This is a genomic window from Arthrobacter sp. CG_A4, assembly GCF_035985125.1.
Lineage (GTDB): Bacteria > Actinomycetota > Actinomycetes > Actinomycetales > Micrococcaceae > Arthrobacter.
Genome location: NZ_JAXCID010000047.1, coordinates 1 through 12,832 on the forward strand (window position 1 = coordinate 1; position 12,832 = coordinate 12,832).

At 62.7% G+C, this 12,832-nt stretch carries 14 protein-coding genes and 1 tRNA gene; 2 read left to right on the top strand and 13 right to left on the bottom strand.

From position 1 onward, the window contains the following. Positions 1–653: 653 nt before the first annotated feature. The 9 genes from RCH07_RS16345 to bla all read right to left on the bottom strand — a co-directional run bounded on the left by RCH07_RS16345 (position 654) and on the right by bla (position 7,812). Positions 654–998: a hypothetical protein gene (locus RCH07_RS16345; protein WP_326968540.1), complete on the bottom strand. Its 345-nt coding sequence runs from the start codon at positions 996–998 to the stop codon at positions 654–656. A gap of 1,025 nt (positions 999–2,023) precedes the next feature. Continuing rightward, the gene (locus tag RCH07_RS16350) at positions 2,024–2,521 is read right to left on the bottom strand and encodes an SRPBCC family protein (RefSeq protein WP_326968541.1); all 498 of its coding nucleotides are present in this window, start codon (positions 2,519–2,521) and stop codon (positions 2,024–2,026) included. Positions 2,522–2,567: 46 nt separating this feature from the next. Further along, positions 2,568–3,050 carry a mycothiol transferase gene (locus RCH07_RS16355; protein ID WP_326968543.1) on the bottom strand — a complete coding sequence of 161 codons (483 nt, stop codon included), beginning with the start codon at positions 3,048–3,050 and terminating at the stop codon, positions 2,568–2,570. Next, entirely contained in the window at positions 3,047–3,448 is a 402-nt protein-coding gene (locus tag RCH07_RS16360) for a VOC family protein (RefSeq protein WP_326968544.1), read from the bottom strand. Before RCH07_RS16360 ends, RCH07_RS16355 begins: the two co-directional genes overlap by 4 nt. A 184-nt stretch (positions 3,449–3,632) precedes the next feature. Then, positions 3,633–3,971: a YciI family protein gene (locus tag RCH07_RS16365; protein ID WP_326968546.1), complete on the bottom strand. Its 339-nt coding sequence runs from the start codon at positions 3,969–3,971 to the stop codon at positions 3,633–3,635. Next, positions 3,968–5,284: an RNA polymerase sigma factor gene (locus RCH07_RS16370; RefSeq protein WP_326968547.1), complete on the bottom strand. Its 1,317-nt coding sequence runs from the start codon at positions 5,282–5,284 to the stop codon at positions 3,968–3,970. Before RCH07_RS16370 ends, RCH07_RS16365 begins: the two co-directional genes overlap by 4 nt. A gap of 65 nt (positions 5,285–5,349) precedes the next feature. Continuing rightward, the gene (locus RCH07_RS16375; protein ID WP_326968548.1) at positions 5,350–5,685 is read right to left on the bottom strand and encodes a YciI family protein; all 336 of its coding nucleotides are present in this window, start codon (positions 5,683–5,685) and stop codon (positions 5,350–5,352) included. A 271-nt stretch (positions 5,686–5,956) separates the two neighbouring features. Continuing rightward, the gene (locus RCH07_RS16380; protein WP_326968549.1) at positions 5,957–6,865 is read right to left on the bottom strand and encodes a hypothetical protein; all 909 of its coding nucleotides are present in this window, start codon (positions 6,863–6,865) and stop codon (positions 5,957–5,959) included. Continuing rightward, on the bottom strand, positions 6,865–7,812 hold the full coding sequence (gene bla, locus RCH07_RS16385; protein WP_326968550.1) for a class A beta-lactamase: 948 nt from the start codon (positions 7,810–7,812) through the stop codon (positions 6,865–6,867). The genes RCH07_RS16380 and bla overlap by 1 nt, the downstream gene beginning before the upstream one ends. A 79-nt stretch (positions 7,813–7,891) precedes the next feature. Here bla and RCH07_RS16390 point away from each other — a divergent pair, with 79 nt between their 5' ends. Continuing rightward, entirely contained in the window at positions 7,892–8,776 is an 885-nt protein-coding gene (locus RCH07_RS16390; protein WP_326968551.1) for a LysR family transcriptional regulator, read from the top strand. Next, positions 8,773–9,687 carry a serine hydrolase gene (locus RCH07_RS16395; protein ID WP_326968552.1) on the top strand — a complete coding sequence of 305 codons (915 nt, stop codon included), beginning with the start codon at positions 8,773–8,775 and terminating at the stop codon, positions 9,685–9,687. Before RCH07_RS16390 ends, RCH07_RS16395 begins: the two co-directional genes overlap by 4 nt. Before the next feature lie 357 nt (positions 9,688–10,044). On the opposite strand, the gene RCH07_RS16400 is transcribed toward RCH07_RS16395, so the two are convergent. From RCH07_RS16400 to RCH07_RS16415, 4 genes are all read right to left on the bottom strand, one after another. Beyond that, complete coding sequence (locus RCH07_RS16400) at positions 10,045–10,383, bottom strand: recombinase family protein (RefSeq protein ID WP_326968570.1); 339 nt, start codon at positions 10,381–10,383, stop codon at positions 10,045–10,047. A 309-nt stretch (positions 10,384–10,692) separates the two neighbouring features. Next, positions 10,693–10,765: transfer RNA gene (locus RCH07_RS16405), tRNA-Ala, on the bottom strand. A 46-nt stretch (positions 10,766–10,811) separates the two neighbouring features. Beyond that, positions 10,812–11,612 (bottom strand): SDR family oxidoreductase, encoded by an 801-nt coding sequence (locus RCH07_RS16410; RefSeq protein ID WP_326968553.1) that lies wholly within the window; start codon positions 11,610–11,612, stop codon positions 10,812–10,814. Positions 11,613–11,715: 103 nt separating this feature from the next. Next, positions 11,716–12,741, bottom strand: coding sequence for a hypothetical protein (locus RCH07_RS16415; protein ID WP_326968554.1), 1,026 nt, complete (start codon positions 12,739–12,741; stop codon positions 11,716–11,718). Positions 12,742–12,832: the final 91 nt, after the last annotated feature.

The window sequence follows — 12,832 nt, forward strand, 5'->3', positions numbered from 1 at the left end:
AGACCCTGCCGAATCCCGGGAACCGGCCCGGCGATTTAAACCCAAAATCGAGAACCCGCCGCTACCCGACTAATGACCCACGCACCTAGGCGGGATCGAATCCGGCGGCACAGCCGGTAGCGCCGAACCAGCCGACACGCTGCCACTCGCGCTGCAGAACGCGGTTATCGGGGTTGGCAACCCGATCCGTGCGCACAGCCCCAAGCGCTGACCCCGTGCTGGCACGGTGGGCACCACCGGCACGCGACGTTGTATATCAAAAAGTTGGGTAAGCGTCGGCTGGACCCGAAATCAGGCAAGAGAACCCTCCAACCCAACGCTTCCACAGGTCAGAAGGCTTTTGCAGTGGAGCTAAGGAGATTCGAACTCCTGACCTCTTCTCATGGGCTGGCACATATCGTTGCCTGCCAAGAGCTTGCGTCGCCCGGATTATCTGCGGAATCTAGGCGTTTTTGGTACTATGGACGATCCATGACATGTCACCGTATTTCATCATTTCCGTGGGGTAAACGTGTGGCGGACAGCGACTTGAATTCACGTTGCGAAAGCCCGTCGCGGAGGGAACTGCATCTTCGAACCTTTCCGCAGACTGCCGTCACCACTGAAAGTCCACCTTCCTATTCAAAAACTTCTGTTCCCTGTTGACCGTCGCGTTATTTGACGATGATGGCGTCACTGCTCATGACGGGGATACCCATAGTGATGTCGATCTGTTGGCTCATGGTGGTCAGTCCGGTGGCAGGGCCCTGCTCGTTATCCGGGATTCCGGTAGTGGTGGTGACCATGAACCCGATGATGGCGGCGAGGTTCGCGACACCGCCGACAAATGTTGCCACCAGCACAATGATGATGGACGTGGGCGTGGTGCTGACAAAGTGCAGAGATCCGGTGGTGGCTGCCTGAACGGCGAGTCCTGTGATGATCGAGGTCTTCGCGCCCAACCTGCCGATGAGCTTCGAGGAAATGAGTCCGCCGACAACAGTGCCGGCGCTGAGCACGGGGAGAGATAACCCTGAACCAAGGGGTTTACACTAGGCGTCAGGTTTAGAACAAGTGACCTCGTGTAGGGCGGGCCAGACAGGATTGTTGCCGTCGCCTCGAACCAGCAGGGCTCCCCCGGCGACGCCCCAGGACAATTCGTACTGTCCTTCCTCGATAGGGCGAATGCCGTCGTCTGTTGTCCAGGAACCCGCTCGCCATCCAATGCCCAGAGGGTGCACAGCAAAGACCTCGCCCCGACCTGCGATGAAAAATGATCCCTCGAGCACAACTGCCTGACATCCGTCCGGCCCGGCCGGTGTTAGGACTCTGTATTTGGTGCTGTGCGAAGCATCCCCCAATATGGCGAGTACGCACCCCGCGACGGCTAGAAATATGAGTACTTGCACAGCGAAAACGCTTGGCCACGGGAAATTTCGAAACGGTGCCCGATCTTTTGCTTTCGTGCGGTTTCGCCGGTCGAGGACTGCGAGCACGACTGCCGCGGCAGACAAAACGGTGCTGATAGTCAGTGCGGGAACAACCACTCCACCGATCACAAATATCAGTCCGAACCACCCCAAAACGATCAGGAGGATCGCCGGTAAGCCACAGAACACGGCCGCCAAACGAAGGCGCCCCCTCGCGCGATGGCTGGCGACATTTCGCCTCAACCCCATCGATACACCTCGTCCGCAAGGGTAAGGCCGAGCTTGTCGTGGAGCACGGAAATCAGAACCTGCACGTTAAATCCTTTCCTGTGGGTAGGGGAGTCCGATCACGTCTGCTACGACCAGCTCTGCACCGATCCGCCACCACCTAGGGACTTCCCTTCAAAGCGTTGTGGCCTCCCCCCAAACGGTTCGGACTCGAACCCGGCTCCAAGAGGTCTGAGGAAGAATTGGCAGATGAACGCCCAGACCAGGCGCGCTTATCACCCCACCATCGGCATAATCCAGAAGTTGCTCTTACTGGATCCGGACAACACCTCGGCGGACGGACGGACCCGCGGAGGCAGCTGGTAGTCACGGGGACAGTAGGAATGTCAGGCGGTGAAGGCGGTGCTGTGGATGACTCGGTCAATTGTGGCGCCCCAGCCATCATGTGTGCCGCCTTCAATGAGGTTCCGCACCTCTTCATCTGCCAGATGGTCCGGGAAGTTCACTGTGAGCTCGAGTTGTGTACCCTCCTCGGCATCGCTGAGGTTGACGGCCACAATGGGTGCTTCGCGCTCATGTTCTCCAGCGAGCTCCGGCCACCCTCCGACTGCTCCCCACCGAAAGACCAGTCGTTCGTCGGGAATGATATCGAGGTACACCCCGCCGGTTGGGTAGTGGAGATCTTCATTTACCAACATCTGCTGTCTCCAAACACCGCCCACACGCAGGTCGACCTGAATGGGCGAAGTCGGCGTCTGCATAGCCGGGTTGTAGAACCAGGCAAGATGTTGCGGGTCGGTCCAGGCTTCGAACACCAGGTTTCGGGGTGCTTGCAAGATGCGGGTCAGGGTAAAGCTTCGTGCGCTTCGTGTCTGGGGCGTCATAGGTCTTCTTTCGACTCAGATCGGTGATCCTTGGGCGGGAGCATTGTCACGAGGTGACGACGAGATTTTGATGCCCGTCGAGGAGTTCACGAACGATGTCCAGATGTCCCGCATGGACAGAAGTCTCAGCGAGTACGCGAAATAGGATCTCGCGCCCGTCACGCATCGGCGGCCCGCTGAAGACACTGGCTGGGGGCACCCAACGCGGCGGGGCGTCGAGATCGACGCCCGCGAGGATTTCGTCGCTTTGAACAATCTCGCGCTTATAGGCGGTGATCGCCTCCAATCCCGTCATCGGCTCTGATGCCCAGCCATTGTGGAGGCCCTGGATCGCACTCTGGTCACCCCCGAGAACAGCCGAAATCCAGAACATCTCATCATCGAAGGCCAGGTGATTAAGCAAACGCGTTGCAGACCAACCGGACGGGACTATCACCCGATGCATTGCATCCTCCGGTAGCCCGTCAACCGTGCTGAGAACATGCTCGCGCGCGTTCGTCACCTGTGCGAGCAGCTGCGCGTCGCTCACGACTCGGGCTCATAACCGATGAGCCAATGAAGTCCGTGACGGTCAACGACCTGGCCATCGGAGGCACCCCACGGCTTCGGGGCCAGCGGGTCAATGACCAAACCGCCATCAGCGAGCTTGTCGAACCACTCATGCAGCACTGCCGGCTCGGCGGTGCCCAGTAACGAAAGCATCATGCCTTCAAACCGGACAGTTTTTTCACCCGCCACCGCATCCGATCCAGCCAGGGTGACCACACCGTTCAGGACCCCGTGCGCGATAGCGTTTCCGGGACCATCGCTGCGGCCGAAATCCTCGTACGTGTGCAAGGAAAGTTCTCCGCCGAAAACGTCCGCATAGAAGCTCAGAGCCTCACGGGCTTTACCGGGGAAACTGACATAGATCTGGGGCGCCGTCATGCGCACACCATACGAAGGTCGAATGGGTGAGTACTGGTGGAGCTCATAGCCTGATTCCTACCTGTCATTGAGTACGGACAAAGTGAACGTCGACGCCGATCCGAACAGGTCGACATGTCGACATACTAGACTTGGCAATGTCTAGCCTGGCGCCGGCCGCGGATGAATTCATCCGCGGGTTTTTTCACGGTTCGATCCGGCGCACCTCTATCGGCCATAGTCTGGCCTCGCCGAGCTTCCCAGCAATTTCTACGGCGCGGTCCAGGTCCGCGCAATCCACGATGTAGAATCCGGCGACGAATTCCTTGGTCTCCATGAATGGACCGTCAGTCACGGTGCACCTGCCGCCGTTCGATTTGACGAATTTCGCCTCCTCGCCCAGCTCATGCGCTTCCACGAATTCCCCCGATGCACTGAGTTCCTGCTGCAAAGCGGCGTGCGCTTGCATGATCGCTTCGACCTCGGAAGCTGGGAGCGCGTTCCATGCGTCGACGTTGATTGGGATCAGTAGTAGGTGTTTCATTTTTCCCCCTCCGCGGCTGTTGCCACGATTCTGTTTTGGTTGGATTCGGACAAAGATGCAGGGCTGGTTTCAGCCAGGCGTTTAGCGAGGTAGCGCTGCTCAACCTGCGTTGGCGCGAGGTTTAGAGCTCGCTGATACTCGCGGTTGGCCTCTGTTTTTCTGCCAAGGCGCCGCAGCAGGTCAGCTTTCGTCGCAGGCAGGAGGTAGTACCCGTCAAGAGACCGTTTCCGCTCCAGCCGGTCGATGAGTGCCAGGCCTGCCTCCGGTCCTTGAGACATCGCGACGGCGACGGCACGGTTAAGCTCAATGACCGGCGATGGTGCAATCTGCCCAAGGTGGTCATACAGCAAGGCCACCTTGGCGAAGTCCGTGCTGCCAGAGTCCGGGGCGATCATATGGCAGGCAGCAATGGCGGCCTGCACACGGTAGCTCCCGGGCCGGGAACGGCGTGAAATGCTCATTTGCTCGGCATCCGCCAGCAGCACCACAGCCTCCGCAACCGCAGCCCTGTCCCATGATCCGCGGTCCTGCTCCTCCAACGTCACCAAGTCCCCCGCTGCGTCTGTTCGCGTCCCTCTCCGGGCATGGTGGAACAGCATAAGCGCCAGGAGACCCAAAGCCTCCGGTTCCTGAGGGAAACCGTCGAGCAGGGCAATCAGCAGCCGGGTCAGGCGAATCGCTTCCCGTACAAGAGGGTCGCGGATCAATGTGCTGCCGCCCGTGGCCGAATATCCTTCGTTGAACATGAGATAGAGCACGGCCAGGATGCCAGCCGTGCGTTCGGATATCATCTCCGGTGGCGGCACACGATACGGGATCCCTGCGTTCCGTATCTTGGCACGGGCCCGGACGAGTCGTTTCGACATGGTTGCTTCCGAAACCAGGAACGCGCGCGCAATCTCACCTGTGGTGAGCCCGGCGACCGTGCGCAGGGTCAACGCCACCCGGGCATCGAGCGGGAGGGCAGGGTGACAACAGGTGTAAATCAGACGCAACCGGTCGTCGTCGGCCGCAGGATTTGTGCCGGGTCCGTCCGGCAGTTCTTCGAGTTTAGTGAGGATCGCGAGTTCACGCACCGCCCTCTTTTCGCTGGCGGCACTGCGCATACGGTCGATCGCCCTGTTCTTGGCCACGGTGGTCAGCCAGGCCCCGGTGTTCGTGGGAATGCCGCGCACCGGCCAGTCGATAAGAGCGCGCGCGAAGGCATCCTGGATACAATCCTCGGCAAAGCTCCAGTCGCCCGTGACGCGGATGAGGGTTGCGGTGATTCGCGCGGTTTCGGCGGCGGAGGCCATCTCGACGGCGGTCTGCACATCCGTCGCCCCCGCTACTATCCCACCCCTCCCGCGATCATCAGCGCCGACCACCGGGCGAATGACTACTCCCCCAGCGGCCACACTGGCCTGATCTCGATCTTGCCGAATCGTGCCATGGGATGTTTCGATGCCACCTCGATAGCCTCATCGAGATCAGTACAGGCGATGATGTCATAGCCCGCAATCCATTCCTTGGTCTCGGCGAACGGCCCGTCGGAGACCACCAATTCTCCCGCACGGACCGTGACGGTGGTTGCGTCCTCCACAGGGCGCAGCCTGTCACCGTGACGGGTGACACCCCGCGATTGCATTTCGGCCCCCCATGCCACGATATTGTCCTCGGCGGCCACATACTTCGGTGCCGAGGGATCGCTACAAATAAAAAGCATGTACTCCATGACAACTCCTTCTTACCGGTCGATACACCGACACGACGTCCGAGAAGCCGCCAAAAGGACACCCGACGAGAAAATCTTTTCCAGGTAACCGGTCGGGCGCTTGCCCCAAAGCTGGAAACCGACCTCCGCCCAGCGAACCCTCGGACATGAGCGGTTTCCATTATGAGCGCTGTCCTTTTCTGCGAAAGCGTTCTCGACCTTTAGGTCGCGGGACGCGTCAAGCGCTGAAGCTTCGGTGTCGCATGGCCCCATGGGCGCCCGGCGCCGTCCGCTACCCTGAACCGTGCGCTCGACGGCGGATCGTCATGTGTACGCCCGTCAGGATTCCACCCAAGGCCAGGGCGAAAAGCACCGGGACCGCGAAGATGCCCAAAGCGAGGGAGAAAATCTGGGTCACTACTTCGCTCATTGCTTGAAGATCGCCGTCGAGGACACGCATTTCGAGTGCGCTCCTCACGGAAGTGAAGAGCGCGGGGGTGATCCACAGGGCGGCTAGGGACGCAACCCAGACAATCAGCCGCCGGAGCGGGCGGATACCGCACCGGCCGAGCACCACGCCTACGATGACCGCGGGAAGCCATGTCGAGATCAACGAGATCTCAATTGGAAGACCGGTCGGAGGGCTCAGCATCGAAACCGCGTCCACGATCCAGGATGAGAAAGGCACAGCCGAGAGGGCTAGGCCAAGAGAGACTGGACTGACGGAACTGCGGGATACCAGCCAGAACACCGCTTGAGCCAGCAGCGCCGCGAAGACGGCGCCGCCCAGCAAGCCTCCGAAGTAAAGCACCGCCCGTTGGTCCACTCGCGGCCCGTGAATTCCCAAGCCGTCAGCGACGACCGCGAAGGTCTGGATTATCGCAATGCTGTGCACGAGGAGGACGCCAACTGCAGCGGACCACGCCTGCGCATCTACCACCCGCCTAAAAAATCGCACGCCCAGGGCTGCGACGGCTCCGCCAACGAAGAGCAACACCGCGACCCGCAGCGCGTGATACTGGTTCACGGGCAGGAGCGCCAACGGCATGTCCTCGGGCAGGACGCCGGCCTGCCAAAGATTTTGAAGCGGCAGCTTGGCGCCGGTGGCAAGCCACGGAGCAAGAACGAGCGCAGCGGAAGCGAATCCGATCGCGAGTCCGGTGAGTACACCGGTAGCACGCCCCATTGGGTGAGCGGCCATCAAAGGAGTTCCGCGAAAACGAGCTGGCCAACGCGCGCGACGACGGCGTTGTTGTTCACCGCATCCGGATCGTCCGTCCTGGTCATCACGGCGAGTGTTAGCGGCGGACCCGCATCCGGCCACACGACGCCCGCGTCATTCACGACTCCGTAATCGCCAGCACCCGTCTTGTCGGCGAGTTCAGCTCCAGGTGGCACAACCGCCCCCAGCCGCTTGCCGGCGGTGGTATTGCGGAGCATCCAACCGCGAAGACGGGCCTGCCCGAGTGCACTCAGCGCGTCGCCGAGCAAGAGGGCCTCGTAGAGTTTGTGGATATCAGACGGCGTGCTGGTATCGCGAAGGTCCCCAGGAAGCGCCTCATTGAGCTCCGGCTCCCAGCGGTCTAGACGGGTGGAGCGGGCACCGAAACTTCGCGCATATGCGCCTATCTGCATTGGACCTCCGATGACTTCGAGCAGGAGATTACCAGCCGTGTTATCGCTGAAACGCAGGGCAGCGTCGGCGAGCTCCTCCACGCTCATGTCCCGATCCTCGTCGGCAGCGCAAATTATGGAGTTCTCCACAATCTGATCATCACGGAACAGAATTCGGCGCTTCCAGAACTCATCGTCGTACGCGTGGTCGCGGAGCAGTCGGGCAACAGCGAGAGTCTTGAAAAGAGAGCACATCGGAAATGTGTCACCGCCTCGGTATGCATAGGAAGTCTGCCCGCGTCTGCCCGCGGCAATCCCGATCGTGACGCCATGCGCCGATTCGAGGTCGGCGATTGCCCGGTCGAGACGCCGACGGACGTTTCCCGTCCCGGGCGCCTTCTCCTGTGCGTAAGCTGGGCCTCCCGCAGCGGCCATTGAAGCTGCGAGTACTCCGCCTGCACCGAACAGGAGGATCTTGCGACGGGTCGGGTCGAAAGATCGATCTTGCGGCTGGGATGTTTGAAGTTGATCCATGCAGCCAGTCTGAGTGGAAAATCTGACTCGCTCAAAGCCACATATGACGGGATTGATGCATCAACGGCATAATTGAGGGATGGATGTCCTTAGCGGTGCGCGCGCGTTCGTCGCCGTCGCTCGTCGGCAAAGCTTCTCGGCCGCCGCGCAGGACGAACGGACGACGCAGCCCGTTGTGAGTCGCCGAGTCGCCGGCCTCGAGGCCCAACTCGGCGGAGCGCTGCTCGAGCGGAGCACGCGCCAGGTGAGTCTGACGCCCCTCGGCGCGGCACTTCTTGGACATGCACAGGCGCTGCTGAGCGCCGAACGCTCGCTCCTCGATGCTGCAACCTCCCATCGTCGCGGCACGGTCCGCCTTCTCGTACCGTGTGATCTTGATCCCGCGCTGTGGGCAGCCCTTCGATTACGCGCGCTCGGGGCGGGCACGGACCTCGAGATCGAGGAAAATGACCGGGAGCGGCGTACTTTGCGGTTTCGACTAGGGGAAGCAGATGCCGCTATTCTCCCGGTCGAGACCGCACGAGCCGACTGGGTGGTGCCGCTGGGTCTCGCGCAGGCTACCGATCGGCTCAGGCCGCTTACACTCGCCGCTTTGCGTCCGACCCGTGCTCTGGGGCCACGTGCGGCCTCGCGGCTCGCAGTGCTGGCGGAGGATGCCTCCGCCCAACTTCTGTCCGCGTTACGAGATTCCGCTGCGGAATCCGGGCTGGCAGCGCATCAGGTGTACGAGTCCCCAAGCGTCGTCAGCGCGCTCACCGGAGCGCTAGCAGGCGACGACTGGGTCCTCTGCACTCGAGAGCAGGCGTCCGCGTGGCGTTTGCAATGGTTCGAGGTGCGCGAATTGACACTCGCGCGTGCCTATCGGCTTGAGTCGCGCACGCCAGATGGCAGGAAGGTGTTCGAGGCGACCCTTCGGCGGGAAATCGCTGCGGCGCTCGGCGTCGTCAGGCGGGAGCAATCTTGACCGTCTCGGCGCACGACGCCAGTGCCGGGTCGAGCGCCCTGCGCCGGGCAGCGCACGTGCTCGAGGCCGCGGGACTCTCGGGATCTCTTCTCGTGCGTCACCTCGGAACGGGACACGAGCTTGCGCTAGACGCCGATCGGCCCTTCCCGCTGGCGTCTGTCGCCAAGCTGCCACTCGCAGCGGCCGCGCTCGACGCCGCGCACCAGGGTAAGCTCGATCTCAGCACGCCGGTGCGCATCGATGACACGAGCCGATCTCAGGGTGGTCCCGGCATTGCCCGCTTTTCCCACCCGGCTACGATCGCCGTAGGGGATCTGATCCGGCTTGCGATAGAGATCAGCGACAACACGGCCGCGGATGCAATTTTCCGTATCGTCTCCCCGCGCGACGTCACGGAATGGCTCCAGGCCCTCGGCACGAGCGGCATCGTCTTGCGTCATCCTATCGGCGAACTCTATGCCTCGCTCGCGACGCAAACCGGAACCCGCGATGCTGCTACGGTGCACTCGCTCGTCGTTTCTGCTGACAAACAAGGGCACCCCTCTCCATTGCCCCAGCTGGACATCGAGCGCGCTAACGCCGGCACCGCGCGCGGGCTTGCCGATCTCCTGGAAAAGATCTGGGACGGAAGCGTCGGCGAGGCGGTGGCGGCACCTCTGCGCGAGATGCTCGCTGCAAACGTATTCCGACACCGCCTCGCACCGGATTTCTCAGCCGATACGTCGGTCTGGTACTCGAAAACGGGTTCCTTCGTCCATCTCCGTCACGAAGCGGGCGTCGTCGAACATATCGGCGGCGAGACCCTCGTCGTTGTTGCCCTCACTCGCAGTCGGGTGCCGGCCGCCATGCAGCCGTCCGCGGAGCAGGCGATGGGTCACGCTGCGCGCATCCTCCACGATGAACTCGTTTAGTCATATACCCAACCCTGCTGAGGCACTATTCAACCCCTCGGCAACCCGACTTCTCTGGGCTACTACGAATCTGGGATCTAGGTCTGGGCGGCAGGGCTTTCCTGCCGGGTGCCGTGGCAGGATGCGGTCCACTATGGACAGACGGTTGCGGCGCGGCCCTGACGCGGAATGGGTGTTGATGTACCGGCTCGGACTGAGCATCTCGTCGCAGCTGCGGCCCTCAAACATCAAAGCCATAATCGCCTTGTAGCTCGCCATTGATGCTTCCTCCGATAACCCTCGGCCGCGGACGGAGTTCGGCATCTGCGGCTCGCGCCGATGTCGCCGTCGGGTTCTCCGGACCGCTGGCCCCACTCATTATGGGAGGTATCGGCAGACCGTGGCGCGGGAGACTCCGAGCATCTTGCCGATGTCGGAGGCGCTGATTCCTTGTCTATTGCGTTCCTGGCCCGAGCAGCCGCAGCTGTCTATTTTACGGGGCCTTCCGCCGTGGCCGTTGTTAGCCGCGGCCGTAGCGAGGCCGGCCCCGGTGTGTTCGATCTTCGTGTCGCGCACCAGCTTGGCAAAGGCGGCCAGAGTCGTCAGCATAGAGGTTCCCATGTGCCCGGTCGTGTCGAGTCCTTCAGTGACGGAACGGAAACCTGCTCCTCGTTCCCCGGTTGACCGGGGGGTTTTGTGGCTCCGACCGGCGTCGATCCGGTGACCATTCGAAAGTCAGTGGCTGCACTCTTTGATCGGGAGTAAAGTCCAAGCGCACCGGGGGCAACTCAGCCATTGGGGAAGAGCCATAGCGAATAAGCACTGCATCGCGACCGGAGTCCCCCGATCTCACCAACGCACCCGCATCTTTCGGGATTCAAAAATCACATCGGGGCACTCCCGTCCAGATGCTCCCGCAGCGCCACAGCCTTTAGCCCAAAACGTCGGGTAAACGTCGGGTTGGCCCCGATACAGGCAAGAGAACCCTCCAACCCAACGTTTCCACAGGTCAGAAGGCTTTTGCAGTGGAGCTAAGGAGATTCGAACTCCTGACCTCTTCGATGCGAACGAAGCGCTCTACCAACTGAGCTATAGCCCCGAAACAACGCCGGTCCCGAAGGAACGGCGTTGCCGGTGCCCCTAGGCTACAAACTATCTGCGCTCTTTGCCAGCCAGCCCGCGAATGTCTCCGTGCCGTGTCGTTCCTCCGGAACCAGGTTCAGGCCCGCACGCAGGTACCTGCCCATCGCGCCCGGCAGCGGCAGCCGGACCAGCCGTCCGCGGGACCCGCTCGCCTGCTTCCACTCCCGGGCCAGTTCAGCCATCCCGGCGATCTCCGGTCCGCCGATGGTGAGGACCCGGTGCCGGCGACCGGACTGCGCGTCGAGTGCCGCAGCGAGCAGCGCCGCCACGGCCTCCGAGGGCGCGATCGGCTGGAACCGGGCGCCGCCAATGACCGGGATGATCCGAAGCTTCGAGCCCGCCGCAAATATCGTCGCCAGCAGCGAATGGAACTGAGTTGCCCGGAGCACAGTGGTCTCGAGCCCGCACAGTTCGTACACGTGTTCCTTGGCGGCCTTGGATTTGTAGTAGCCCAAGCTGCTCCGGTCGCAGTTGATGATGGACAGCAACGCTGCCCTGGCCACGCCGGCGTCCTGGGCAGCGACGAGCAGCCGCGCACCGCCGTCGGCAAAGTTCTTCAAGGCCCTGCCGGAGCGCCCTTCCAGGCAATCGATCACGACGTCGGCCCCGGCCAGCGCCGCCGCCAGCCCCACCCCCGTCGTGACGTCGGCTTGGAAGTACTCCGCTCCCCCTTCCACCTCCGGCGTACCGGCCGGCTGCGGGTTCCGGCTGACGACGGCGACCGTGTGTCCGGCGGCAACGGCCTGACGGACCACCTCGCGGCCGACTTGACCTGTTCCCCCGGCAACGCAGATTCTGCTCATGCCCCGAGGCTACCGCCCTGCGGCCGGTTGGGGCAGTCCCCGGACCGCACGAAAAAACCCCGGGCTGCCTTTGGCTGGCGGCCCGGGGCATTGACGGAGTGATTCAGGCGCGGCGGCGCTGCAGGACGTCGTCGAGGTTGCTGAGCGCGCTCTGAGCCTTCCCGGGCGGCTTCGCGTCGGCGTCGGTGCCAGCACCCAGCGGCGCGGACGACGCCGACTGGGTGGCAGTGCCCTGCTTGAGTGAGGGCTTGCCGACTGCCTTTGGAGCTTCCGGCAGGTCGAGCGGCTCGGGTGCGGCACGCTCGGCTTTCGGCGCTTCAACGTAGGTGGGCTTCGGAACTTCCACCGGCTCCCAGCTGGATCCCCCGGTGGCAGTCGGGGCGGGGTCCGCGGCGACGCGGACAGACGTGTCACCCGAGGCCACCGCTTCCGCCAAAGCCGCCTGGCGCAGTTCCTGGGCTGTAAGGAGCTTCGGTGCGGGTTGGCGGGCGGCAGGCTCAGCCTGGGCGTCGAAGAGCGTAGTTTCGGCTGGCTTGGTGTAGCCGGTGTCCCCCGCGGTCCGCCCGGCGTCGGCATTCTCCGGAGCGGGCTGCGCCGGCCGGGCCGGTGCGCTCATCGCCGCGCGGAAAGCGGCGTTCACTGTGCGGCGGCGGTCCCGGACAGCCAACCGGCGGAGCATCACGACGGCGCCGACGGCGGCCAGCAGTGCCACGACGGGCAGCAATGCGGGGCCGATGCCGAAAATTCGAAGGGCCGAAGAGACCACCCCGGTGAGCAGCGACACCAGGCCCGCCAGGGCGAGGGCGAAGCGGCCGTAGCGGATCCTGAAAGCCGGACCGGGTGAAGCCGGACCGGGTACGGCAACCTTCCGGGCGCCGTCGGGGCCGGCGATGCTCGTTGCGGATTCCGTGCGCTGCGTACTGGTCATGGGTTTCTCCTGCTGGGCTGTCATTTTCATAACAGTCCCGGCTTGGGTTTCTGGCTTTTCACGATCGATGACATCCGCCAGGAGCTCGCCCGCAGGCTGCAGCCGGTGGCGGCCGTTCCGGAGCAGGTAGGGGCCAACCCACACAATCCAGAGCGCGACAGCACTGACAAGGATCACAGAGCTGCTGAGAGGGAAGTCCACACTCAAAACCGTATGAGCAACACCGGGATCGGCGCCGCATTGTCCCCGGTGTGTCGCCCGGCAACTGCAATTCAGTGGATTTATGAAGCAC